A 24,343-nucleotide genomic window follows, 5' to 3' on the forward strand; every position below is an offset into this window, starting at 1 on the left:
ACGAGGTGTTGCCGCGGCTCAGCGGACGAGGCCGACATACACGTTCGCCGTTCCGAACGTCAGCGGATGCGCGCTTCGCTCCGCATAGGCGCCGGACTGGTCCATCAGCGACAGGAAGCGCTCCCCTGCGGGGAACGCCGCCGACGTGCGGGGCAGGTACTCATACGCCGCGCGGTTGCCGGTGAGCAGGCCGCCCACCGTGGGCATCACCGTCTTGCTGTAGAAGCGGAACAGCGCGCCGAAGACGCCCGTGGGCTGACCGAACTCCAGCACGACGACGCGGCCGCCCGGCTTCACCACGCGGCCCATCTCGCTCAGGCACTTCACCGGGTCATCCACGTTGCGGATGCCGAAGGCGATGGACGCCACGTCGAAGCGGTTGTCCTCGAAGGGCAGGTCCATGGCGTCGGCCACCTGGAAGTCCACCTGGAGCCCCGCCTTCGCCGCCTTGGCGGGGCCGCTCTCCAGCATCTCCGCGCAGAAGTCGGTGCCAATCACGTGGCCCGTGGCGCCCACCTTGCGCTTGAACGCGAGCGCCAGGTCACCCGTGCCGGAGGCGCAGTCGAGGACGCTGTCCCCCGGCTTCGCCTGGCTCAGGCGCACCGCCGTCCGTCGCCACAGACGATGGATGCCGAACGACAGGACCTCGTTCGTCACGTCGTACTTCGTGGCGATGGAGGAGAACATCTGACGGACTTCGGTGCTCATCTCGCCCTCACGACCTGGGCCGGACTCTCCGGCCGCCAAAGATGTCGACCCACCGCGTCTAGCACGGGTGGTAGCCGCTGCATCAACGTTTGGAAGCGCTCCGGCGTCAGCGCCTGGTTCCCATCGCACAGCGCCTGCTCGGGCCGGGGATGGACTTCAATCAGCAGCCCGTCCGCGCCCGCCGCCGCGGCGGCCAGGGACATGGGCAGGATGAGGTCCACCTGCCCCGTCGCATGGGACGGGTCGACGATGACGGGCAGGTGCGTGCGCTGCTTGGCCCAGGCGACCGCCGCCAGGTCCAGCGTGTTGCGCATCTCCGTCTCGAACGTCCGGATGCCCCGCTCGCACAGCATCACCTGCTCGTTGCCGCCCTCGAGCACGTACTCCGCCGCCAGCAGCCACTCCTGCAGCGTCGCCGACAGGCCCCGCTTCACCAACACCGGCCGGCGCACCTTGCCCAGCGCGCGCAGCAGCGAGAAGTTCTGCATGTTCCGCGCGCCCACCTGGAGGATGTCCGAGGACTCCGCCATGAAGGGAATCTGCGCGGTCTCCATCACCTCACTGATGATGGGCAGCCCGTGGCGACGGCCCGCCTCGGCCAGCAGGTGCAGGCCGGGCTCGCCCATTCCTTGGAACGCATAGGGACTGGTGCGGGGCTTGAACACGCCACCCCTCAGCACGTGGGCGCCCGCCTGGGCCACGGCGGCGGCGGTCCGGTCCACCTGCTCCAGACCTTCGACGGCGCACGGCCCCGCCATCACCACGAACCCCGGTCCACCCACCTCCACCGAGCCCGCACGCACCCGCGTGCCCTCGGGACGGAAGGCTCGGAGCACACGCCGCGCGCCCGTCTCCTTCCCGGCCACCGCCGGCGCGGATTCGTCTGGCTGCTTGCCTCCCACGAGCCCTCCCATCCACCGAGTTCAAGAGGTTTTGAACTCCTTGGTGCATGTATAGCCGTTATGGCTTAGAAGACAACCGAAGGTGATTTCAGGGCAGTCGCGGATGAGGACCGCTGATGAAGACGCTCAATCCCGTTGAGGGCCAGCGCTGGGTGGCCGGAATGATGCCCCTGGCGGCGGTGGATCCACTCTCCGGAGCGGATTCGCTGGGCGTTCCGACGGTGTATTGGGAGCGGCCCCTGGCGCGCGAGGCGGCCGCGGGCTGGGGCGAGGCGGCGGTCGTCGAGGCGACCGTGCCCGCACAGGTCCCCGCGGTGCTGGGCTCCTTGGGTGTCCTCTCGTTGCGGTGGTTGGGCCCGGCGCCGTCGGACATGCCGGGTCCCTGGTTCGGCGGGCTCCGCTTCGGCGCGGCGGGGGTGGTGGACGAGGCGTGGGCCGCGCATGGCGTGGCGCGCTGGACGCTGCCGGAGGTGCTGGTGTGGCGCACCGGGAGCGGGCTGGCCGTGGCCGCGTTCGCACCGGAGGCGCGTGGGGGCGAGGACGTGGTGCGCTCGCGGCTCGAGCGGGTCCGCGCGCGCTTCTCCGAAGGGTATCGGCACGCGCGGGGCGCGGAGGTCGCGCTCACGGTGGTGTCGTCGCGGCCGGAGTTCGAGGCGCGTGTGGAGCGGGCGCTGGAGGCGATTGCCTCGGGACAGCTCCAGAAGGTCGTGCTGGCGCGGCCCGTGGATGTGGAGGCCGCCGAGGCGTTCGACGTGGTGGACGTGCTGGCGAGGCTGCGTGAGCAGAACCCGCGCTGCGCCACCTTCTTGTTCCGCGCGCTGGACGGGACGTGCTTCCTGGGCGCGACGCCGGAGACGCTGTGTCGGGTGGAGGGCCGGGCGCTGGAGACGGAGGCCCTGGCGGGCACCGCGGCGCCGCGCGAGGCCGAGGGGTTGCGAGGACAGGACAAGGACGCGCGTGAGCACGCCGCGGTGGTCCGCTACATCCTCGCGGCGCTGCGCACGCTCGCGGACGAGGTCCACTCCGACGCGGAGCCCCAGCTGCTGGCGTTGAAGAACGTGGTGCACCTGCGCACGGGCATTGGCGCGCGGCTGCGCGAGGGGGTGTCGGCCGCGCAGGTGGTGGAGGCGCTGCATCCGACGCCGGCGGTGGGCGGGACGCCTCGGGAGCGCGCGTTGTCCTTCCTGGTGGAGCACGAGGGGCTGGACCGGGGCTGGTACGCGGGGCCGGTGGGGTGGGTGGGGCCCGAGCGGGCGCACCTGATGGTGGGGCTGCGCTCGGCGCGGGTGCGGGGTGCTCGCGCGCGGTTGTACGTGGGTTGCGGAATCGTGGCCGGCTCCATCGCGGAGGCGGAGTGGCGGGAGACGGAGATGAAGAGTCTGGCCGTGTTGCGTGCGTTGGGAGGCGGGGATGTCGGGCGACAGTAATCTCAACCTGCTGTGGGCTCGCGCGCTCGTGGAGGAGCTGGTGCGCGGCGGCGCGCGACACGCGGTGGTGTGTCCGGGCTCGCGCTCCTCGCCGCTGGCCATCGCCTGCGCGCGCGCGGAGGGCCTTCGCACCTGGTCCGTCATCGACGAGCGGAGCGCGGCCTTCTTCGGGTTGGGGCTCGCGAAGCAATCGCGCACGCCGGTGATCCTGGTCGCGACGAGCGGCACCGCGGGCGCGCACTTCTACCCGGCGGTCATCGAGGCCTCGCTGTCCCAGGTGCCCCTCATCGTGCTCACCGCGGACCGACCGCTGGAGCTGCAGGGGTGGGGCGCGGCGCAGACGGTGCCGCAGGCGCGCTTCTATGGTGAGCACGCGCGCAGCTTCACGGACGTGGGCGTGCCGGAGTCGAGCGACGTGGCGCTGTCTCACCTGCGCGCGACCGCGGCCCGCGCCGTGGCCACCTCGCTGCGGGCCCCTCGGGGCGCCGTGCAGCTCAACGTGCCCTTCCGCGAGCCGCTCGCGCCGGTGACCGAGGCATATGGTGAGGAGCGCCTGTCCGCGCTCGCGAAGCACGGTCGCCCGGGGATGCCGTTCACGCGCATCGCCGCGCCCGCGCCGGTGCCGGACGCGGCGGTGCTGGAGTCGGTGCGCCAGCGCGTCGCCGCGACGGAGCGGGGTGTCATCGTCTGCGGTCCTCGCGACGAAGTGGACGGCTTCGCCGAGGCCATCTCCGCGCTGTCGCAGGCCACGGGCTACCCGGTGCTGGCGGAGGCCACGTCCCAGGCTCGGTATGGCGGCGGTCCGCTGACGCTCTCGCACTACGACGCGATGCTTCGTCACGCGCCGTTCGCCAGGGCGCATCGGCCGGAGCTGGTGCTGCGGTTCGGGGGGGGGCTGACGCCCAAGGTGCCGCAGCAGTGGCTGGACGGCTCGGGCGCGGACATCGTGCTCTTCAGTGACGGGGGGGCGCTGTTCGACCCCGCGCACCGCGCGGCCACGGTGGTGGAGGGCTCGGCGGTGGCGGCGTGTGCCGCGCTGGCGAAGGGCGTGAAGCGGAGCGTGGGCCGGTGGACCCAGGGCTTCCTCGCCGCGGAGCGGATGGTGCGCGGCGCGTTGGAGACGGCCTTCGCCGAGCGACCGGACTTGCTCAGCGAGCCGCGCATCGCTCGCGAGGTGGTGGCCGCGCTTCCGGCCGAGGTCCCGCTGTTCGTCTCCAGCAGCATGCCCATCCGGGACGTGGACGCGTTCGCCCCGGCGAGTGGTGTGCCGCTGCGCGTGCTGGCCAACCGGGGCGCGAATGGAATCGACGGCATCATCTCCAGCGCGCTCGGTGTCGCGGCCGCGGCGTCGCGTCCCGCCGTGCTGCTGACGGGGGACCTGGCGCTGCTGCACGACGTGGGCGCGTTCGTGACGGCGGCGCGCTCGCGCGTTCCGCTCACGGTGGTCGCGGTGAACAACGACGGTGGCGGCATCTTCTCGTTCCTGCCCATCGCGCAGGCGGCGAAGCCGGACGAGTTCGAGTCGCTGTTCGGCACGCCGCACGGCGTGGACCTGTCGCACGCGGCGGCGCTGGGTGGGGCTCGGCTGCATCGGCCCACGACGCCCGCGGCGCTGCGAGCGGCGGTGCGTGAAGGACTGGAAGGCGGCCTGCACCTGGTGGAGGTGCGCGTGGACCGGGCCGCGAACGTGGATGACCACCGGCAGCTCTTCGCGAGAATGGCCGCCGCACTCGGAGAGGGACCATGGGCGTGACGCTGGCGTACGAGACGTGGGGCGAAGGCCCCCGACCGCTCGTGCTGCTCCACGGCTTCACCGGGAATCGCGGCTCGTTCGACGGGCTGAAGCCGCTGATGGGCCGCTCGGTGAAGGCCATCGCGGTGGACCTGCCGGGCCACGGCGCCACGCCGCTGCCCGAGCGGCGCGGACGCGATGGCTTCCTCGAGACGGTGGACGCGCTCGTGTCCCTGGTGGACTCGCTGGGGCTGGGCACGGTGGACCTGCTGGGGTACTCGCAGGGCGCGCGCGTGGCGCTGGCCGCGGCGGTGCGCGCGCCGGACCGCTTCGGTCGGCTCATCATGGAGAGCGGCTCGCCCGGGCTGCACCGTCGTCAGGAGCGCGCCGAGCGGCGGGAGTCGGACGGGCAACTGGCGGCCTTCATCCGCGCGAAGGGCGTCGACGCCTTCGTGGAGCGCTGGGAGGCGCTGCCGCTGTTCGACTCCTTGCGCGCCATGCCCGCGGAGCGGCGGGAGCGACTGCGGGCCCATCGCCGGGCCTGCACGGCGGAGGGGCTCGCCGGAGCGCTGGAGTGCCTGGGGCTGGGCGTGCAACCCGATTACTGGTCGGAGCTGCACCATCAGCGCCTGCCCACGCTGCTCTTGACGGGGGCGAAGGACGAGAAGTTCACGAACACGGCGCGGCGGATGGCGGCGGAGCTCCCGGTGGTGTGGCGACATGCCTTCGCGGACTGCGGCCACGCGCCCCATCTGGAGACGCCAGAGGAGTACGTCCGCGAGGTGCTGGGCTTCCTGCAGACGCCCTGGTACGAGGCGCCCCAGTTCGAGGCGGCCGCCACGGGGGCGGACCCTGGGAGGATGAGTCCGTGAGCACGTCGGTTCCTGGCGCACCGGTGTCCCTGTCGAAGCCTCGTCCCACGGTGAAGACGTGGTTGATGGCCGTGCGTCCGAAGACGCTGACGGCGGCGCTGGTGCCCGTGCTGGTGGGGACGTCGCTCGCGTTCGGCCTGGGCGTGGGGCGACTGCTCCCGGCGCTCGCGGCGCTGGTGGGTGCGGTGCTCATCCAGATCGGCACCAACTTCATCAACGACTACTACGACTTCAAGAAGGGCGCGGACACCCACGAGCGCCTGGGCCCCGTGCGCGTCACGCAGAGCGGGCTCATCGCGCCGGGCACGGTGTTGATGGGCGCGGCGGTGTGCTTCATCGCGGCGACGGCGGTGGGCGCCTATCTGGTCGCGGTGGGCGGCTGGCCCATCGTCGCGATTGGACTCGCGTCGCTGCTCTGTGGCTACGCGTACACGGGTGGGCCGTTCCCCTTGGGGTACAACGGCCTGGGCGACCTGTTCGTCTTCATCTTCTTCGGGCTGGTCGCGGTGACGGGGACGTTCTACGTGCAGGCCGGCACGGTGCATCCGGCGGCGTGGTGGGCGGCGATCCCCGTGGGGGCGAGCGGCACCATGCTCATCGTGGTGAACAACCTGCGCGACGTGACGACGGACGTGAAGGCCGGCAAGCGGACGCTGGCGGTGCGCTGGGGCACGACGGCGGGCAAGGCGGAGTACGTGTTGTTGCTCGCCGCCTCGTTCGCCACGCCTGTCGCGATGTACGCGCTGGGGTACGCGGCACCCTGGGTGTTCCTGTCGTTCCTGAGCCTCCCGTTGGCGGTGCCTCCGCTCCAGCGCGTGATGCGCGAGCAGGGGGCGGCGCTGAATCCCGCGCTGGGCGGCACCGCGCGCTTCCAGCTCATCTTCGGAGTGCTGTTCGGGCTGGGCCTGTACCTGCGATGATGTGAGTCCATGCGCATCGTCAAGGCAACCCTGACCCCGCTCCGACTGGAGCTGCTCCAGCCCCTGAAGACGGCCCGAGGCACCTATTCCGCGCGCGAGGGTTTCCTCGTGCGCCTCGAGGACGAAGAGGGGCGGGTGGGGCTCGGTGAGGCGATGCCGCTGCCCGAGTTCGGCACGGAGTCGCTCCCCGTCTGCGGCGAGGTGCTGGCGGCGTGGCTGTCCTCGCTCGAAGGGCAGTTCCTGGGCGACACGGTGCGCGCCGTCGAGGACACGCTGTCTCCGTTCCCGCCGACAGTGGCGAGAGGAGAGGGTGTCCGGGTGCGAGCCCGTCATCCCGCGCCCCCGGGGCCGGTGCCCGCCGCGGAGCATGCGCTGGAGCTGGCGCTGTTGGACCTGCTCGCGAGGCGGCAGGGGGTTCCGCTGTGCTGGCTCCTGGCCGAGGAGGCGCGCCCCGAGGTCCTGGTCAATGCGCTGCTGGGCGGTGAGACGGCGGAGGCGCTGGTGGATGAGGCGCGAGTGGCGGTGGCCGAGGGGTATGGGACGCTCAAGCTGAAGGTGGGCGGTCGCGCGCTGGAGGAGGACGAGCAGCGCGTGAAGGCGGTGCGCGAGGCGGTGGGGCCGGACGTGAAGCTGCGGCTCGACGCGAACGGTGGCTGGTCGGAGCTCGAGGCGAAGCGCGCGTTGGACAAGCTGGGCTGGTACCAGTTGGAGCTGGTGGAGCAGCCGACGCCGGCGGACGACCTTGCCGCGTTGTGGCGCGTGCAGCGACGTGCGCCGTGCATGGTGGCGGCGGACGAGTCGCTCGGTTCTCCGGAGACGTTGCGCGCGCTGCTGGGTTCGGATCCATTGTTGGGCGGTGGGCCGGCGGTGGGCGCGGTGGTGCTCAAGCCGATGGTGTTGGGAGGGCTGCTGCCCGGGCTCGTGGTGGCGATGCGCGCCGCTCGGCTGGGCATGCAGGCGTATGTGACGAGCTCGTTGGACGGCGTGGTGGCTCGGGCTGGGGCGGCGCACCTCGCGGCCGCGTTGCCTTCAGGGGCGCTCGCGTCGGGGCTCGCGGTGGGGAAGCTCTTCAAGAGTGAGCCCGCCGTGCATGACTACCGGCCGCTGCATGGGCGCATCCGGTTGCCGGAGACGCCGGGGCTCGGGCTGGATGCCGGAGCGGTGGTGTGACGACGTTCGGTTGTCCCATCCGCGAGGGCGCCCGCGTTCATCCGGAAGCGGAGGCGCTCACATACGCCGGGCGCTCGTGGAGCTACGGAGCGTTGGACGCCGAGGTGAATCGGTGGGTGGCCGCGCTCGAGGCCCGGGGCATCGGCGCGGGAGAGCGGGTCGCGCTGCTGTCGACGAACCAGCCGGCCTGTGTGTTCCTGTTCTGGGCCCTGGGGCGGCTGGGAGCGCTGCTGGCGCCGCTGAACGCGCGCCTCACTCGCGCTGAGTTGGCCCCGTTGGTCGAGGACATCGCGCCCGCGCTCACCTTGGCGATGGGGGCCTTGCGAGAGCGTCTGCCAGGGGCGGAGCCGCTGGAGACCTTCGCGTCGACGGCGTACGTGGCTTCAGGGGAGGGGCTCCCTCGCGAACGGACGCCGGATGCCTTCGCGTCGACGACGTTCGTGGCGTCGGGGGAGAGTCTCTCACGCGAGCGGACGATAGAGACCTTCGCGTCGCCGGCGTACGTGGCGTCGGCGTACGTGGCGTCGAGGGAGCGGCTACCGCGCGAGCGGACGAGGGAGACCCGCGCGTCGTCGGAGACGCCGATACCTGAGCTGGCGTCGAGAGGGCAACTGCCGAATGCGCAGTCGCTGAAGTCCTCTGTGGCGTCGGCAGTACGACCGCCAGACGAGGAACTCTTGGTAACGGGTGCGTCGCTGACGCCGTCCACGGCCTGTGCGTCGTCGACAGGGCGACCGACGGAAGGCGAGCCCCTGGCTCCCTCGGAGCCCTCGACGACCTGCGTGCCGCTGGTTGAGGACGCACCGCGCGTCGTGCTCTTTACAAGCGGGACGACGGGCAGGCCGAAGGGCGCGGTGCTGACGGAGGGCAACTTCCGTGCGTCGTGCCGAGCCTCTGCGGAGAACCTCGGAGCGCATCCCGCGCCGCGCTGGCTCGGGACGTTGCCACTGTTCCATGTCGGTGGTCTCGCGATGTTGACGCGCACCGCGTACGAGGGAGGCTGTCTCGTGCTGCACGAGCGCTTCGACGCGGAGGCCACCAGTCGAGCCATCGACGAAGGCGTGACGCACGCGAGCCTCGTCGCCACGACGCTGGAGCGGGTGCTCGACATCCGAGCCGGTCGCCAGGTGCCGGAGACCTTCAAGCTCGCGCTGATTGGCGGTGGGCCCGTGCCAGTGTTCCTGTTGGACCGGGCACGCGCAGTGGGGCTCCTGGCGCTCCAGACCTACGGTCTCACCGAGGCCTGTTCCCAGGTGACGACGGAGTCTCCCTCCGAGGCGGATGGGAAGACCGCGGGACGCTCTCTGCCGGGGACCCAGGTGCGCATCGTCGGAGATGACGGCGCTGCACGAGGCCCTGGCGAGGAAGGCAACATCGAGGTCCGAGGCCCCACGGTGATGGCGGGCTACTGGAATCGTCCCGACGCGACGCGCGAGGCGTTCCGTGACGGATGGCTCCACACGAAGGACCTCGGGGTGCTGGACGCGCGAGGTCGCCTCACGGTGCTCTCACGTCGAACGGACCTCATCGTCAGGGGAGGGGAGAACATCTACCCGGCGGAAGTGGAGGCGGTGCTCGCCAATCATCCCGCGGTGCAGGAGGCCGCGGTGATTGGCGTCCCCGACGCGAGATGGGGCGAGGTCCCCGTGGCCTTCCTCGCGCCACGCACCGGCCAGCAGCGTCCGGATGCACCGGTGCTGGAGACCTGGTGCCGTGACTCACTCGCGGGCTTCAAGCTGCCTACGCGCTTCATCTGGCTGGACGCGCTGCCCCGCAACGCGATGGGCAAGCTCGAGCGCACGGCGCTGCGCAAGGGCATCACGGAGGGGTGATAGGACTTTCCGCCGTGGGAGGCAGTGGCGCACGGGCCGAGGACTTCAGGAGCACCTCCCTGAAGCGCCCATTACGACCAGCCACGCAGACGTTGAACCCGTCCACGTTGCCGCAGCTGACCAGCTCGCCCAGGCGCTGGAACAAAGCCAGCTTCGGTGGGTCCACGACGTAGAGCGTATCCGCCGAGAGTCGGCCTTGCTCGACATCGGCCTTCAGCTCCTCACAGACCTGCTGGACATGTCGTTCATTGAAGCGCGCGGCGTATCCGCTGTTCGTCGACATACCCTTGCGATACGCGAGGTCCCCCCATCGCACGTAGTCATCCCGGGCGAAGGTGTTCTCGGTGCACGGCAGCTCCGAGTCATGGATGTAGGGTGGATACAGCACCACGTGCCGGTAGAACGAATCGAGCTGGGTCCACTCCGTCGCGCGCAGCCGGGGCCAGGGCGCCGAGCGAAACCGTTGCTGTGCCCAGAGCTCCTCGGTGTCGACCACCTGGATGAGCAGCGCACCGAGCAACACGCTCGTGATGACGACGGGGCGCTCGCGCCAGCGCCAGGTGACGAGCGCGAGGATGCCCGTGAGCACGACATAGTGCAGGGGCCAGATGAAGCGCCCCGAAGCGCGGAACATGCCCAGGACGGGCATGAACGGCTCGGCGACCTTCCGCATCGACAGCACGGTGGTGCCACCGAGGGTCATCGTCGTGGAGAACGCGAGCAACGCCAGCAGCCCCACCACGGCCAGGAGCGGCCCGTGTGCTCGAGCACGTGCGCGCGCCTGAGGCCACCAGGCGGACGGCCTGCCCAGCAGCGCGACGAGCGCGAGCACGAGGACGCCAGTGCCGAGATAACCGAAGCCCTCGTATTGGCCACTCCGCGCGGGCAGCCACGGCAACACCCGTGACCACCCCATGGGATTGATGAGCGACAACATGTCCGCGCTGTAGACACCGAATCCCTGTGTGCCTCCGCGTACGTCCTGGCCCACGTATCCGAACGCGAAGAAGACGCCACCCACGGCCAGGCATCCAGCCAGGAGCGCAAGTCCCGCCTGTCGCCAGGTGAGGTGTCTCTCCTGCCACGCCATGCTGACGAGCAGGGCCGTCGAGAGCGCGAGGACCATGACCGCCAGGTACGGGTGGACGCCAGCCGCGAGCACGTTGATGAGCAGGGCACCGCGCAACGTCCGCCACGCGCTTCGCGCATCCGGCCGCGGACGCAGGTGCAGCCACAACAAGGCTGTGAGCATCCAGTGCGCGCAGAGCGCGTCGTGCCCGAACCGGAAGACGAGCACGGGCGCGAGCACGAACAGCGCGGCCCCCAGGAGCTGATGCGAGGCCCGAGGCGTGAACAGCGCCATCAGCTTGACGCCCATGAACCCCTGGAGCGCCAGGCACGACGCGAGCCACAGCCCGATGAACTGGAAGTCCTGAGGCAGCCACCCGGAGAACGGCTTGAGCACCAGCGAGACCCACGGTGTCGAGTCCGTGAAGCCCACCGTCGTCGTGAGCGGCGCCATGTAGCCGGGCGTCCTGCCGAGGGGAAACCCCCAGGGGGCCTCACGGAAGAACCACCAGCCGAGGATGCTCTTCGTCCAGTCTCCCCATCCCAACCAATCCAGGTAGGTGGGGTCCAGCGCGCGTACACCGCCCAGCGCGACGAACCAGAGCACGCCCAGAAGCGCTCCGGCCCAGGGGAGATGTCGTGAGGCCGCGCTCATGGAAGGGGCCTCTGTGCGCGATTCGAGGACCTCAAGAGCGCCTCCCTGAACCGACCGTCACGAGCGGCGACGCAGACATTGAACCCATCCACCGTGCCGCAGGTGACGTGCTCTCCCAATCCCTGGAACAACCCCAGCTTCGGAGTATCGACGACATAGAGCGTGTCCGACGAGAGCCGGCCCTGCGCGACATCGGCCACGAGTGCCTCGCAGCTCTGCTCGACGTGTCGCTCATTGATGCGAGCGACATAGCCGCTGTTCGTCGACAGGCCCTTCCGGTACGCGAGGTCCCCCCAGCGTACATAGTCATCCCGGCGGAACGTGTTCTGGGTGCATGGCAGCTTCGAGTCATGGATGTACGGCGGATACAGCACCACGTGCCGGTAGAACGAATCCAATTGCGCCCACTCCGGTGCACCGAGCCGAGGCCACGGCGCCGGTCGAAACCGCCTCTGCGTCCACAGTTCCTCGGTGTCGACCACCTGGGTGACCACCGCGCCCAGCAGGATGCCCGTGAGAACGGCGGGACGCTCGCGCCAGCGCCAGATGACGAGCGCCAGGATGCCGGTGAGCACCAGGTAGTGGAGCGGCCAGATGAAGCGGCCCGAGGAGCGGAACATCCCCAGCACGGGCATGAACACGTCGGCCATCTTGCGCGCCGACAGCACGATGACGCCGCCGAAGGTCAGCGTCGTCGAGAACGCGAGCAGCGTGAGCAGTCCCACCGCGACCCACAGTGGCTGATGGGCTCGGGCCCACGCTCGAACCTCGGGCCACCAGACAGAAGGTCGCCCCAGGACCGCGCCGAGCGCGAGCACTCCCGTGCCGAGATAGCCGAAGCCCTCGTACTGGTCCTTGCGCGTCGGGAGCGCCGGCAACATCCGTGACCACGCCATCGGGTTGATCAACGTGAGCATGTCGGAGCTGTACGCCCCGAAGCCATGCGCCGCGCCTCGTACCCCCTGGCCCACATAGCCGAACGCGAAGAAGAGCCCGCCCAGCATGAGCGTGCCCCCCAGGAACGCGAGTCCCGCCTGCCGCCGCGTGAGCAGCCGCTCCTGCCACGTCATGCTGACGAGCAGCGCCGTCGAGAGCGCGAAGACCATGACCATCAAGTACGGGTGGACGCCAGCCGCGAGCACGTTGATGAGCAGGACCTCGCGCAGCGTCCGCCACGCACTTCGCGCATCCGGCCGCGGACGCAGGTGCAGCCACAGCAAGGCCGTCAGCATCCAGTGCGCGCAGAGCGTGTCGTGCTCGAATCGGAAGACAAGCACCGGCGCGAGCACGAACAGCGCGGCCCCCAGGAGCTGATGCGAGGCCCGGTACGTGAACACGGCCATCAGCTTGACGCCCATGAACCCCTGGAGCGCCAGGCACGACACGAGCCACAGCCCGATGAACTGGAAGTCCTGGGGCAGCCAGCCCGCGAAGGGCTTGAACGCCAGCGCGAGCCACGGATTCGAATCCGTGAAGCCTACCGTGGTGGTCAGCGGCGCCATGTAGCCGGGGGTCCTGCCGAGGGGAAAACCCCAGGGGGCCTCACGGAAGAACCACCAGCCGAGCACGTGCTGCGCCCAGTCCCCCCATCCCAACCACTCCAGAGATGTGGGGTCCAGCGCCCGCGCGCCGCCCAGCGCGATGAACCAGAGCACCCCCAGGAGCGCCCCCGCCCAGGGGACAAGTCGCGTCAGCGCCGTCTCGGGGCGCGCTGCGAGGCCAGGGCTGCGTGTGTGGGTACCCACCGACGTCCTCTTCCGCACACCAGGACCGCGACGAGGCGCGGCACTCGAAGTGGGAGGGGAGCAATACCCCGGGCGAAGGACCGGAACCAGCCCGCCGATACGCGGGAGGAGGAGCCACCGTGGATTGACAGGTCAATCAAGTGCGCGGCGAACCGCGAGGTCCCTGTCGTTTCCACCGGAGGGAGGCGGGCATGGAGCCCTCGAGGGCCCTTCATGCGCTCACCGTCGACGGTGGAGCAGGGTGTGTCCCGAGCATCACGAGGTGCCGGAGCCCCGGGGCTCACGGCGGCCCCGCCTGGGGCTCAGGACTCCGAGACGGGGTGGCCCCAGGGGTTGGTGCGCGGATACTCGCGGAGCATCGCGCTCAAGCGGTACGCCGCCGCCACCGTGGCGCTCATCCGGACCCGCCGGGTCAGGGAGGCTCCGCGGGCCGCCGTGTCGCCCAGCCGCGCCGCCTGCTGCGCGAGCTGACGCTCCACCTCGGGAGACCAACGGGAGAATTCGAGCCATTCCATGGAACTGCTCCTTCGCGAACCACGCGTGAGGGGGAAGCGCCACCTAACCACTGGCGATCTCCGAATGCACGACGCCGCGCGTTGCCCACGACGTCAATGCGGTGTTTCCGACGGCGATTCCTTCTGCCGTTCGACAACTGTGATTCGGTGTCAGTGCAATGTTGAAGTCCGTAAGGAATGTCTGCCCACCTTGACTCCTCGCGGGAACCCACCGGGTGGGGAGTGCACCCCCGCCTGCAACCGCGAACACCCAGGGGCTGATTCCAGAGGCTCGCCGAGGGGTGAAACTCAAACATGCAAGGAATTTTCCCCGGGGCGTTCTTTGAATCGAGAGGCACGGGGTGGGGGTGACGGGATGGGTCGCACGCTCGCCGGTGGAGTTGGCGAGGACTCGGGGCCGCATTGTTTGCGTGGGCCGAGTGAAAACGCGACGGCTGCGCCTTTCTGGAGTCCACTCGCGTGAGGGGACCGCGCGAGAGCGAGGGTGAATGGCCCGCTGATAATTCCAGCCATGGCCTGGGGGATGAATCATCAAAGGCAGCTCAACAACGAGACGACCCGGAGGGCGGACGTGGCTCCAGAAACTGTTGATGTCATCATCGTGGGATGTGGACCGGTCGGAGCGATGGCGGCCAACCTGCTCGGACTGCAGGGCGTCAGGACGATCATCGTGGAGAAGGAGCTGTCCGCGCATGCCCAGTCGCGCGCCATCAGCCTGGATGACGAGGCGCAGCGCATCTTCCAGTCCGCGGGCCTGGAGGGAGAGCTGGGGCCGGGCTTCCATCCCTGCAAGACGCTGCGCTACCTGGATGACCGCCTGCGCGTGCTCGCGGAGGTGGACTTCACGAAGCTGGACCGCCCCTACGGGCATGACGTGGCCACCTTCTTCCAGCAGCCGCGGATGGAGGCGATGCTGCGCAAGGGCATGGCGCGCTTCGAGCACGTGGAGCTGTGGCAGGGCCACGAGGTCGAATCCTTCGTGCAGGACGCAGAGGGCCTCACGGTGCGCGTGCGCGAGCTCGCCAGCGAGCGGGTGCTCACCGTCCGCGCCCGCTACCTGCTCGCGTGCGACGGCGCGCACAGCCCCATCCGACGCAAGCTGGGCCTGAAGCTCGAGGGCACCACGGGCCTGGAGCACGCGCTCGCCATCACCGTGAGCACGTCGTCGCCGGAGCCCGACTACACCAGCTACCTGTGTGGCCCGAAGCGCCGCGGGTTCATCGCGCGCACCGCGCGGGACGAGATGCGCTTCGACATCATCGTCGACCCGGACGCGGACCTGGAGGCGGTGCGGCAGCCGGACCACGTGCGCACGCTCATCGCGCCGTACATCGACCCGTCGACGGTGAAGATCCGCTCCATCAACGTCCACTCGTACCACTCGCGCCTGGTGGACCGCTGGCGGGTGGGACGCGCCTTCCTGATGGGGGATGCCGCGCACCTGATGCCGCCGTTCCTGGGCCAGGGCCTGTGCGCGGGCTTCCGCGACGCGGCGAACCTGACCTGGAAGCTGGCGCGGGTGCTGGACGGCTCGGCGGACGACTCGCTCTTGGATACGTACGAGCAGGAGCGGCGCGGCCACGTGGCCGAGGTCATCAAGAGCTCGGACGCCATGGGCCGGGTGATGATGTCCGGAGGCCAGGTGCTCTCGCGCGTGCGCAACGCGCTCATCCAGCTCCTCTACCGCCTGCCCGTCACCGGGGAGTTCATCCGCCAGTTCAAGGTGAAGCCCGTCTTCGCGCTGGAGCAGGGGTTCCTGCTCGGCGCGCGACGCAAGAAGGCCGCGCCGGAGGGCACCTACTTCCCGCAGCCGCGCGTGGAGGTGCTCGAGGGGCAGCGGGTCCTGCTGGACCACGTGCTGGGCGATGGCTTCGTCGTGCTCACGCGGCCGGGCGCCTCGCAGGACCTGCAGCGGGAGGCCCGTGCGCTGGCGGCGGAGCTGGGCGCGCGTGCGTGGACCGTGCTCTCCGCGGAGCGCATCGGCGAGCCTCCGCCGGAGGCGCTCGTGGACACGGAGGGCCGGCTGGGCGCGTGGTTCGCCCGCCACGGCAAGGACGTGGTGGTGCTGCGCCCGGACCGCTACGTGTTCGGCACGGCGACGGGGCCGGAGCTGGAGGGGCTTCGCCGCTCGCTGCGTGGACGCATCCGTCCGCGCGCGCGCACGGCGGACGCGGTGGTGCGTCGGGCGGGGTAGGGCGGTGGAACACGACGGGGCGCCCAGGCCGATTCCTCGGCCCGTGACGCCCCGGGGCATGACTGAGCGGGGCTCGCCTTCCGAGCGGGCCCCGGTGGGACCTCAAGCCGCGGCGGGCTTGATCATCTGCTGGGCGCGCTCGACACAGTCGCCCATGAAGCGCAGGTAGATGTCCAGCGCCTGCGCGCCCGTCTTGCCGATGACCGCGGTCTTCTCCGGGACCTGGTCCAGCAGCTTGCCGAGCATGACCTCGTTGAGCGCGGTGTGGCCCACGTCCAGCTCCGCGTGCTCCTTCACGAAGGACATGGCCTCCATGATGTCCTCGCCACAGACGCGCTTGGCCTGCTCCATCAGCCCGGGCGCGAACACGACGGACAGGTTCTCGATTTCATATTCGATGGCCACCTGCGCCGCCGGCATCTCGCCGACGATGGTGTCCTCGTGGATCTTCCGGTACTCGACCATCGCCTGCGTGGGCGTCTGGCTCAAGAGCGCGTTCACGTCCAGCTGCGGAGAGCGGCGCGAGTTCCACCGGGCCACCAGGTTCTTGGTGTCCTCGATCATCATCAGGTGGTGGCCCTCCTCGTGCTTCGCGTGGGTGATGAGCTTCTCGCCCACGTCCTTGAGGCCCATCTTCACGGAGGCCTCGCCCGCGCGGCGGATCCACTTGTCCACCGGCTCCGTCATGTAGACACCCAGCGAGTTGAGCTGGATGAGGAAGCCCTCCACGAGCGCCGGGTCCACGTTGGGATCCAGCAGCGCCTTCAGGGCGGGGGACGTCTTGAGGCGCTCGCGCACGGGGGCCACGTGCGGAACATAGTTCTGCTCCACGAATTGCTTGCTCATGTGTCTACCTCTGGGGCGTTTAGCGAGGGTTGTGGGCGCCGCGGCGCCCGATGGTCAGCTCACTGATGTGCTCGAGGAAGTCCGGAATCAGCTTGGAGGAGATGATCCACATGTAGGGATCGGGCCCTCCGTGGATGCCGGCCTCCTGCACGTAATCCCCCCCCTCGTCCTCACATAGGAAGTGGAACGAGGTGCGGCGGCGCGCCGCGTACCACCGGCGCGCGGCGTCCACCAATGCGACATAGGTGGACGGTCCTTCTTCGGTCAGCGGGAACAGCCGGGCCATGTCCAGCAGGCAGTACAGGTTCGTGCCCCGCTGACCCAGCTCCAGCACCGTCGCGGCCACGGGGACTCCGTTGCGCCGCGCGACCAGGATCTCCCGCTCACGCTCGAGATTGAACTGCTTCCAGCGCGCCTGCACCGGACGCATGTCGATGCGCTCGCGCGTGAAGTCCAGCGCGTCCACGTAGCAGGCGGGGCGGGTGCGCGCGATGGTGTCCGCCAGCAGCGTCAGCTCCTGCGCCGTCGCGAGGCCAATCTGGATGCCCTCGTGCGCGCGGCCCGTCTGCTCGTGCGTGTACACGTCCAGCATGTGCACCTTGCGCGTGAAGGCCAGGCCCTGGCCCGTCTCCATCTGCCGCTCGGCGTAGCGCACGTGCGCCTTGGCGATCCACGGGTTGAGCGCCTCCACGTAGGCCACCACCCAGCGGAAGTCCGGGTCGCTCTGCGGATGCTCGAAGGTGCGCACGTACAAGTCGCGCATGATCTGCCCCGGCTCCTGCACGCTCGGGGGCGGCTTGCCGGGACGCTTGGCGACCTGGTGCCCCATCCACGCGTGGCGGTAGGGCTTCATGAAGGACAGCGTCGCCTCGGGGCCGCGCTCGGACGGCCACACCGCCTGGCAGAACAGCTGCGGAATCTCCGCGCCGCGCTTGGCCATGCTCCGGAAGGCCAGCCGCTGCTCCTCGAACTCCTCGGACGTCTTGCCCGCGAGGCTGAAGAAGCCCGAGCGGGTGAACAAATCCCACAGCCCGTCCTCCATGTTCTCGCTGGTGCGAGTGGCGGGGGACGTCGTCTGCGACACGAAGCGCACCCAGCGCGCCTCGTCCACGGAGTAGGGCTGCACGCTCAGGCCGCACAGCATGTAGCCATCCGCGCGGGGGCTGGTGACGTAGCGGATCTCCCCGCGCAACGTCAGCGTCTGGCCCTCGCCCGTCTGCAGCTCGATGTGCGGCGGCAGCAGGCCGGGGAACATCAGGTCCTCGGGCTTGCAGCGCAGGCACAGGCCGGAGAACGACAGGTCCACCACGTCGCGCTGCAGCTCGCCCAGCTCCCGCCACAGCGGGTGATGGAAGCGCACGTTCGCGCCCGCGGGGGCGGGGACGCGGCGGTGCCAGCGGTGACGGATGCGGGAGATGCGCGTGGGCAGCTGCGTGTAGAGCCGCTCGCCGTCGCCGCTGCCGCCGTCCAGGCGCATGCGGTACGCGCTGTTGTAGCCGATGACGTCCACGTCGAAGGGCGCCTCGCCCCACTCGGTGACGGGCTCCTCGGAGCGCCACTCCAGCTGCGACGTCGCCGTGTTGAAGCGCTCGAGCACCATGCGCACCGAGCGGCCCTTGCGGCGCAGCACGCCGTTGTTCCCGGACGCGCAGATGGCCACCAGGATGGAGCGGATGCGCTCGGCCTGCTCGATGGTGTCCTGCACCGGCAGCACCGACGCCGCCGGCTCCGCCACGCCGTTCTTCAGCGCGTCCGCCAGCAGGGAGAGGATCTGCCGGCCCTGCTCCACCGTCACGCCCACCAGCTGCAGGCCGACGGGCGCGCTCGCCGTCTCCGCGTCCGCGCGGATGAACGCGCCGACCAGGGGACCGATGGTGAGCCCACGGCCCTTGAGGAAGATGGGCAGGGTGGGGCCCTCGGTGTGCGTCACGGGACCGCGCGGCATCACCCAGACCACGGTGGGGCTCAGTCGCGTCACCTCACCGAGCGTCGCGTCCAGCGTGCCCAGCGAGCACGTAATCGCGTTGGCGCCCCGGCCGTGCAGCGAATAGCCCGAGTCGTCCAGCGCGGCTTCCGCTGGCGGCAGCGGAATCACATTGATGAAAGCGTCGCGGCTATCGAACTCGACCGTCCGCCGGTCGGAGAGCGGGTTTCCCCCTTCCATGTCCAGGAGCCCCCTTCTCCGGTAGTGAGGAACGCCTGATGCGGATGGCGAAGTTGCAAGCACAACAGTTCCTCCCTGCTCCAGCGGTGCTGCGGTGGGCGGCATTTCGCTATGGGTCCGTATCATACGGAGTCGAGAGGAACAGTCAAATCGAATTTGTGCAGCCTTGCTGTTTTCGTCAAGGCCGGAATCTAGGGCACTGGGTCAACCGTGACAGGCCATTTCTCCAAGTTTCACGAACTGCATGCCCAGCACCCGACAACGGCACGGCCAAGATGTCGCGAAGCTGTAATGTCTCCAGTCAACCACGCCCTGCGTACTTTCTCGTAGTGAAATGGAGCGCGTCGGATTCCGCCAGTAAAGTCCCTCTGTAGGGCCAACGGGACGAGGTGCGGCATGAGCGCGGCGCGGGATTGGGTGGACAGGACGTCGGGTGAAGCCGGGGCGGCGCCCCAGGCTGCTTCCCCGAGGGCCTTGCTGGCGTCGGTGGAGGGTCCGGATTCCCAGCAAGTGGATGTCGCGGCGCTCATGGAAGAAGCCCTGGAATTGCTGGAAGCCACGCGAAGAATCCACGGCATCGAAGTGAAACTGGAACTTCCAGGGGAAACCGTTCTGGCGCGGACAGGGGCGCGACGTACACGGCAGGTGTTGCTGCTGTTGCTGTCGCACGCGGCGGACCACGCGGGGGAGGGAAGTGTGCGCGTGGTGCTGGACGCGCCGGATGACTTCGGTGACGAGCCGCCGCGCTTCCAGGTGGTGACGTCCGCGGCGCGGCTGTCCGCGCGCGAGCTCCAGGCGGTGTTCCTGTCGCCCATGTTGGTGGGGCCCGCGCATCGTCGGCTCGCCCGGGCGCGGGAGCTGGTGGAGTCCGTGGGCGGGGTGCTCGGCGTGGAGCGCGGCGATGGCGAGGGCCTCACGGTGACGGTGGAGCTTCCCGCGCCGGGCCTCGCCTGCTGGTAGGTCGGTGCGCAGGCGCGGTCCTCCAGGCCTGGCGCGCGTGCCCGAGCGCATGCGGCGCCGCTGGGTCCGATAAGTCCTGCAACCTGGCGGAGCGGCCAAACTCCTTGACGGGAGGGGGGCGGGTTCTCGACTATCCCGCGCAAATTCTTACACGGCCACACCTTCCAGGAGTACGTCCATGGCTCCCCCGACTTCCGGCGAGAAGATCACCCTCCAGAACGGCAAGCTGTCCGTGCCGGACCATCCGATCATCCCCTACATCGAGGGCGACGGCACGGGCCGCGACATCTGGCGCGCGTCCCAGGCCGTGTTCGACGCCGCGGTGGAGAAGGCCTACAAGGGCAAGAAGAAGATCGCCTGGCATGAGGTCCTCGCCGGCGAGAAGTCCTTCAAGCAGGTCAACAACTGGCTTCCCGACGAGACGGTCGAGGCCTTCCGCACCTACCTGGTCGGCATCAAGGGCCCGCTGACGACGCCGGTGGGCGGCGGCATCCGCTCGCTGAACGTGGCGCTGCGCCAGCTGCTGGACCTGTACGTCTGCCTGCGCCCCGTGCGCTACTTCAAGGGCGTGCCCAGCCCGGTCAAGTCGCCGGACAAGGTGGACATGACCATCTTCCGTGAGAACACGGAGGACATCTACGCGGGCATCGAGTTCGAGGCCGGCAGCCCCGCGGCGGCGAAGTTCCTGGACCTGCTGAAGAAGGAGTTCCCGAAGGAGTTCGGGAAGATCCGCTTCCCGTCCGACATCGGCCTGGGCGTCAAGCCCGTGTCCAAGGAGGGCAGCGATCGGCTCATCCGCGCGGCCATCCAGTACGCGGTGGACCACAAGCGCAAGAGCGTCACGCTGGTCCACAAGGGCAACATCATGAAGTTCACCGAGGGCGCCTTCCGCAAGTGGGGCTACGAGCTGGCCGCCCGGGAGTTCGGTGACAAGGTCTACACGTGGGACCAGTGGGAGGTGACGAAGGCCGCCAAGGGCGAGGAGGCCGCCAACGCCGAGCAGAAGGCCGCCGTGGCCGCCGGCAAGATCGTCATCAAGGACTCCATCGCGGACATCACGCTGCAGCAGGTGCTCACGCGTCCGGACGAGTTCGACGTCATCGCCACGCTGAACCTCAACGGCGACTACCTGTCGGACGCGCTGGCGGCGCAGGTGGGCGGCATCGGCATCGCCCCGGGCGGCAACATCAACTACGTCACGGGCCACGCGGTGTTCGAGGCCACGCACGGCACGGCGCCCAAGTACGCGGACCAGGACAAGGTGAACCCGGGCTCGGTCATCCTCTCCGGTGAGATGATGTTCCGGCACCTGGGCTGGCACGAGGCCGCGGACCTGATGATCCAGGGCATGGACCGCGCCATCGCCGCCAAGACGGTGACGTACGACTTCGCCCGCCTGATGAAGCAGGAGGGGCAGTCCGGGGTGACCGAGGTGAAGTGCTCCGAGTTCGGTCAGGCCATCATCAAGCACATGTAGTCCCCTCGCGGGGAATTGGGAGACGGCGAAGCCATGGCTCAGAATCGCAAGAAGAAGATTGGCCTCATCGGTGGCGGGCAGATCGGCGGCAACCTCGCGCTGCTGGCGGTGCAGAAGTCGCTCGGTGACGTGTTCCTGTACGACATCCCGGCGGCCGAAGGCCTGGTCAAGGGCAAGGCCCTGGACATCAACCAGCTGGCGGCGGTGGACGGCTACGACTGCCGCGTCACCGGCACCACGGACTGGAAGGATGTCGCTGGCTCGGACGTGATCATCATCACGGCCGGCATGCCCCGCAAGCCGGGCATGAGCCGCGAGGACCTGCTGGAGATCAACCTCAAGATCATGACGGACGTGGCGGGCAACATCAAGCAGCACGCCCCCAACGCCTTCGTCATCAACGTGGCGAACCCGCTGGACGCGATGGTGTTCGCGCTCCACAAGATCGCCGGCCTGCCGGACAACATGGTCGTGGGCATGGCGGGCGTGCTGGACACCAGCCGCTTCAAGTGCTTCGTGGCCGAGGCGCTCGGCTGCTCCATCCGTGACGTGGAGGCGCTGGTGCTCGGCGGCCACGGTGACGACATGGTGCCCCTGGTGCGCCACAGCACCGTGGGCGGCGTGCCCCTCACGGAGCTCATCGCGAAGGACAAGCTGGACGCCATCGTCAAGCGCACCCGCGAGGGCGGCGCGGAGCTGGTCGGCCTGTACAAGACGGGCAGCGCCTACTTCGGGCCCGCGGCCTCCTCCATCGCCATGGCGGAGAGCTTCATCTTCGACCGCAAGCGCATCCTGCCGGGCGCGGCCCTGCTCAAGGGCCAGTACGGCATCAACGGCTACTTCTTCGGGACCCCCGTGCAGATCGGCGCGGGCGGCATCGAGAAGGTCATCACCGTCGACCTGAACGACGCCGAGAAGGCCGAGCTGGAGAAGTCCTTCCAGTCGGTCAAGAAGACGGTCGACTCCGTCAAGCTGTAGGCCGTTCCAGTCAGAAGCCCGTCGGGGACCCCCGGCGGGCTTCTTGGCTGATGCCGCGAATGACGCGGGCTTATCGAGTTTCTCGCCGCCGTTGCGGCGTGCTTCCAGCAAGTTAACTAGCCTGTAGAACTCGCACGGAGATGTCCGGAGCGTGGCGCGCCGGTTGTGGCGGGCCGGCTGACGGCAGGCGCCCTGGATCCGGCGGTCAAGGAGACGATGATGGCAGCAGCAGCGCGGTTCACAGTGGTGGGCGGCGGTCTCGCCGGGCTGATGACGACGATCAAGCTCGCGGAGGCGGGCCACCAGGTGGATGTGCTCTCGCTCGTCCCGGTGAAGCGCTCTCACTCGGTCTGCGCGCAGGGAGGCATCAACGGCGCGGTGAACACCAAGGGAGAGGGTGACCACCCGGAGATCCACGTCAAGGACACGCTGCGCGGCGGCGACTTCCTGGCCGAGCAGATCTCCGTGAAGGGCATGTGCTACGCGGCCCCCGGCATCATCTACCTGCTGGACCGCATGGGCGTGACGTTCAACCGCACGCCGGAGGGCCTTCTGGACTTCCGCCGCTTCGGCGGCACGCTCCACCACCGCACCGCCTTCGCCGGCGCCACGACGGGCCAGCAGCTGCTCTACGCGCTGGACGAGCAGGTCCGCCGCTACGAGGCCGAGGGCAAGGTCACCAAGTACGAGTACTGGGAGTGGCTCGGCACGGTGAAGGACGAGGGCGGCCGCTGCATCGGCAGCGTGGCCGTGGACCTCCGGACGATGGAGATCCGCACCTTCCCGGCGGAGGCCGTGTGCCTGGCCACGGGTGGCCCGGGCATCGTCTTCGGCCGCTCCACCAACTCCGTCATCAACACCGGCACCGCCGCGGGTCGCGCCTACATGGAGGGCGCCATCTACGCCAACGGCGAGTTCATCCAGGTGCACCCGACGTCGATTCCGGGCGAGGACAAGCTGCGCCTGATGAGCGAGTCGGTGCGCGGCGAGGGTGGCCGCGTCTGGGTGCCGCGCAAGAAGGGCGACACGCGCGGGCCCCGGGACATCCCGGAGAGCGAGCGCTGGTACTTCCTCGAGGAGAAGTACCCCAAGTACAAGAACCTGGTCCCCCGCGACGTCGCCACGCGCGAGATCTTCATGGTCTGCCGCGACCTGGGCCTGGGCGTTGGCGGGCGCGACGGCGTGTACCTGGACGTCACGCACATCCCGGCCAAGACGCTCGACGCCAAGATCAAGGGCGTGATGGAGATCTACGAGAAGTTCGTCGGAGATGATCCGCGCGTCACGCCGATGGTCATCTTCCCGGGCATGCACTACTCGATGGGCGGCCTGTACGTGACGTTCGAGGCCGACTCGAAGACGCTCACGCCGCTCGAGGGCAGCCCCAAGAACCAGTCCACCAACATCCCGGGCCTGTACGCCGCGGGCGAGGCGGACTACGCGTTCCACGGCGGCAACCGCCTGGGCGCCAACTCGCTGCTCTCCTGCATCTACTCGGGGATGATCGGCGGCCCGGCCATGGCGTCCTTCGCCAAGAGCCAGACGACGAGCGCGGCGGCCATGCCGGAGAAGTACTTCCAGGACGCCAGGCGCTACTGGGAGGACCGGTTCGCCACCATCAAGAAGATGGCGGGCCCGGAGAACCCGTACGGCCTGGCGCAGGAGCTGGGCGACGTGATGACGGAGAACTGCACCGTCGTGCGCTACAACGACCGCCTGAAGAAGACGGTGGAGAAGATCCGCGAGCTCAAGGGCCGCTGGAAGAGCGTCAACGTGCTGGACACGGGCAACTCGTCCAACCGCTCGATGTCGTTCGTCAACCAGCTCTGGAACATGCTGGAGCTGGGCGAGGTCATCGCCACGAGCGCGCTCTTGCGCGACGAGAGCCGCGGCGCGCACTACAAGCCGGACTTCTCGCTGCCCGAGCCGAAGACGAAGGATCCCAACGACGATCCCGCCTGGATGGCGCTGTGGCAGGCTCGCCACGACAAGTGGGCGAAGACGACCATCGCGAAGTACGCGGAGCAGGGGCCGAACATCTCCTACGAGGATGTGCCGACGCCCGTGCTGAAGCCCGAGCCGCGCTGGTACGCGTAAGGCACCGGGGAACTTTCTGGGCGTGCCCGCGCCTGAATCGCGCGGGCCCCCGTAACTGACTTGGAAGCGAAGGGTCGAGCG

18 protein-coding genes are annotated in these 24,343 nt (G+C 69.4%); 11 read left to right on the forward strand and 7 right to left on the reverse strand.

Annotated elements, in window-relative coordinates; all coding sequences use genetic code 11:
* Positions 1 to 18 precede the first annotated feature (18 nt).
* Entirely contained in the window at positions 19 to 708 is a 690-nt protein-coding gene (ubiE, locus tag OWM54_RS40510; RefSeq protein WP_141323327.1) for a bifunctional demethylmenaquinone methyltransferase/2-methoxy-6-polyprenyl-1,4-benzoquinol methylase UbiE, read from the reverse strand.
* Positions 705 to 1,610: a 3-deoxy-7-phosphoheptulonate synthase gene (gene aroF / locus OWM54_RS40515; RefSeq protein WP_223747448.1), complete on the reverse strand. Its 906-nt coding sequence runs from the start codon at positions 1,608 to 1,610 to the stop codon at positions 705 to 707. The genes ubiE and aroF overlap by 4 nt, the downstream gene beginning before the upstream one ends.
* Positions 1,611 to 1,726: 116 nt before the next feature.
* Here aroF and OWM54_RS40520 point away from each other — a divergent pair, with 116 nt between their 5' ends.
* From OWM54_RS40520 to OWM54_RS40545, 6 genes are read left to right on the forward strand one after another with little or no spacing between them, the layout of a single operon-like run.
* On the forward strand, positions 1,727 to 3,037 hold the full coding sequence (locus OWM54_RS40520) for an isochorismate synthase (RefSeq protein ID WP_267700794.1): 1,311 nt from the start codon (positions 1,727 to 1,729) through the stop codon (positions 3,035 to 3,037).
* Positions 3,021 to 4,790: a 2-succinyl-5-enolpyruvyl-6-hydroxy-3-cyclohexene-1-carboxylic-acid synthase gene (gene menD / locus OWM54_RS40525; protein ID WP_223783635.1), complete on the forward strand. Its 1,770-nt coding sequence runs from the start codon at positions 3,021 to 3,023 to the stop codon at positions 4,788 to 4,790. The genes OWM54_RS40520 and menD overlap by 17 nt, the downstream gene beginning before the upstream one ends.
* Positions 4,781 to 5,641 carry a 2-succinyl-6-hydroxy-2,4-cyclohexadiene-1-carboxylate synthase gene (gene menH / locus OWM54_RS40530; protein WP_223783634.1) on the forward strand — a complete coding sequence of 287 codons (861 nt, stop codon included), beginning with the start codon at positions 4,781 to 4,783 and terminating at the stop codon, positions 5,639 to 5,641. Before menD ends, menH begins: the two co-directional genes overlap by 10 nt.
* On the forward strand, positions 5,638 to 6,561 hold the full coding sequence (locus OWM54_RS40535) for a 1,4-dihydroxy-2-naphthoate polyprenyltransferase (protein ID WP_223747452.1): 924 nt from the start codon (positions 5,638 to 5,640) through the stop codon (positions 6,559 to 6,561). Before menH ends, OWM54_RS40535 begins: the two co-directional genes overlap by 4 nt.
* 9 nt (positions 6,562 to 6,570) lie before the next feature.
* Complete coding sequence (locus OWM54_RS40540) at positions 6,571 to 7,731, forward strand: mandelate racemase/muconate lactonizing enzyme family protein (protein WP_223747453.1); 1,161 nt, start codon at positions 6,571 to 6,573, stop codon at positions 7,729 to 7,731.
* A complete protein-coding gene (locus OWM54_RS40545; RefSeq protein WP_267700795.1) occupies positions 7,728 to 9,563 on the forward strand; it encodes a class I adenylate-forming enzyme family protein in 1,836 nt (611 codons plus the stop codon). Before OWM54_RS40540 ends, OWM54_RS40545 begins: the two co-directional genes overlap by 4 nt.
* Here OWM54_RS40545 and OWM54_RS40550 read toward each other — a convergent pair.
* From OWM54_RS40550 to OWM54_RS40560, 3 genes are all read right to left on the reverse strand, one after another.
* On the reverse strand, positions 9,550 to 11,238 hold the full coding sequence (locus OWM54_RS40550; RefSeq protein WP_267700796.1) for a DUF6311 domain-containing protein: 1,689 nt from the start codon (positions 11,236 to 11,238) through the stop codon (positions 9,550 to 9,552). The genes OWM54_RS40545 and OWM54_RS40550 overlap by 14 nt on opposite strands.
* A 44-nt stretch (positions 11,239 to 11,282) precedes the next feature.
* On the reverse strand, positions 11,283 to 13,031 hold the full coding sequence (locus tag OWM54_RS40555; protein WP_267700797.1) for a DUF6311 domain-containing protein: 1,749 nt from the start codon (positions 13,029 to 13,031) through the stop codon (positions 11,283 to 11,285).
* Between the two features lie 302 nt (positions 13,032 to 13,333).
* Positions 13,334 to 13,546 (reverse strand): hypothetical protein, encoded by a 213-nt coding sequence (locus tag OWM54_RS40560; protein ID WP_223747456.1) that lies wholly within the window; start codon positions 13,544 to 13,546, stop codon positions 13,334 to 13,336.
* Between the two features lie 571 nt (positions 13,547 to 14,117).
* On the opposite strand from OWM54_RS40560, the gene OWM54_RS40565 reads away from it, so the two are divergent.
* Positions 14,118 to 15,740 (forward strand): bifunctional 3-(3-hydroxy-phenyl)propionate/3-hydroxycinnamic acid hydroxylase, encoded by a 1,623-nt coding sequence (locus OWM54_RS40565; RefSeq protein WP_267700798.1) that lies wholly within the window; start codon positions 14,118 to 14,120, stop codon positions 15,738 to 15,740.
* A 102-nt stretch (positions 15,741 to 15,842) separates the two neighbouring features.
* On the opposite strand, the gene OWM54_RS40570 is transcribed toward OWM54_RS40565, so the two are convergent.
* Both OWM54_RS40570 and OWM54_RS40575 read right to left on the reverse strand, forming a co-directional pair.
* Positions 15,843 to 16,586 (reverse strand): hypothetical protein, encoded by a 744-nt coding sequence (locus OWM54_RS40570; RefSeq protein WP_074952194.1) that lies wholly within the window; start codon positions 16,584 to 16,586, stop codon positions 15,843 to 15,845.
* A 19-nt stretch (positions 16,587 to 16,605) separates the two neighbouring features.
* Positions 16,606 to 18,750 (reverse strand): hypothetical protein, encoded by a 2,145-nt coding sequence (locus OWM54_RS40575; protein WP_267700799.1) that lies wholly within the window; start codon positions 18,748 to 18,750, stop codon positions 16,606 to 16,608.
* A 645-nt stretch (positions 18,751 to 19,395) separates the two neighbouring features.
* On the opposite strand from OWM54_RS40575, the gene OWM54_RS40580 reads away from it, so the two are divergent.
* The 4 genes from OWM54_RS40580 (at position 19,396) to sdhA (ending at position 24,262) form a co-directional block, all read left to right on the forward strand.
* A complete protein-coding gene (locus OWM54_RS40580) occupies positions 19,396 to 19,710 on the forward strand; it encodes an ATP-binding protein (RefSeq protein WP_267700800.1) in 315 nt (104 codons plus the stop codon).
* A 178-nt stretch (positions 19,711 to 19,888) separates the two neighbouring features.
* Entirely contained in the window at positions 19,889 to 21,187 is a 1,299-nt protein-coding gene (gene icd, locus OWM54_RS40585; RefSeq protein WP_267700801.1) for an NADP-dependent isocitrate dehydrogenase, read from the forward strand.
* 33 nt (positions 21,188 to 21,220) lie between these two features.
* A complete protein-coding gene (gene mdh, locus OWM54_RS40590; RefSeq protein WP_141328680.1) occupies positions 21,221 to 22,165 on the forward strand; it encodes a malate dehydrogenase in 945 nt (314 codons plus the stop codon).
* 219 nt (positions 22,166 to 22,384) lie between these two features.
* Positions 22,385 to 24,262, forward strand: coding sequence for a succinate dehydrogenase flavoprotein subunit (gene sdhA, locus OWM54_RS40595; protein WP_267700802.1), 1,878 nt, complete (start codon positions 22,385 to 22,387; stop codon positions 24,260 to 24,262).
* Positions 24,263 to 24,343: the final 81 nt, after the last annotated feature.

The organism is Myxococcus sp. MISCRS1 (genome assembly GCF_026626605.1).
GTDB lineage: Bacteria > Myxococcota > Myxococcia > Myxococcales > Myxococcaceae > Myxococcus > Myxococcus fulvus.

Bases quoted from the DNA above. Each gene is read 5' to 3' on its own strand.
- ubiE (WP_141323327.1), bottom strand. From the start codon at position 708: ATGAGCACCGAAGTCCGTCAGATGTTCTCCTCCATCGCCACGAAGTAC.
- OWM54_RS40520 (WP_267700794.1), top strand. From the start codon at position 1,727: ATGAAGACGCTCAATCCCGTTGAGGGCCAGCGCTGGGTGGCCGGAATG.
- menD (WP_223783635.1), top strand. From the start codon at position 3,021: ATGTCGGGCGACAGTAATCTCAACCTGCTGTGGGCTCGCGCGCTCGTG.
- menH (WP_223783634.1), top strand. From the start codon at position 4,781: ATGGGCGTGACGCTGGCGTACGAGACGTGGGGCGAAGGCCCCCGACCG.
- OWM54_RS40540 (WP_223747453.1), top strand. From the start codon at position 6,571: ATGCGCATCGTCAAGGCAACCCTGACCCCGCTCCGACTGGAGCTGCTC.
- OWM54_RS40560 (WP_223747456.1), bottom strand. From the start codon at position 13,546: ATGGAATGGCTCGAATTCTCCCGTTGGTCTCCCGAGGTGGAGCGTCAG.
- OWM54_RS40570 (WP_074952194.1), bottom strand. From the start codon at position 16,586: ATGAGCAAGCAATTCGTGGAGCAGAACTATGTTCCGCACGTGGCCCCC.
- OWM54_RS40575 (WP_267700799.1), bottom strand. From the start codon at position 18,750: ATGGAAGGGGGAAACCCGCTCTCCGACCGGCGGACGGTCGAGTTCGAT.
- icd (WP_267700801.1), top strand. From the start codon at position 19,889: ATGGCTCCCCCGACTTCCGGCGAGAAGATCACCCTCCAGAACGGCAAG.
- mdh (WP_141328680.1), top strand. From the start codon at position 21,221: ATGGCTCAGAATCGCAAGAAGAAGATTGGCCTCATCGGTGGCGGGCAG.
- sdhA (WP_267700802.1), top strand. From the start codon at position 22,385: ATGGCAGCAGCAGCGCGGTTCACAGTGGTGGGCGGCGGTCTCGCCGGG.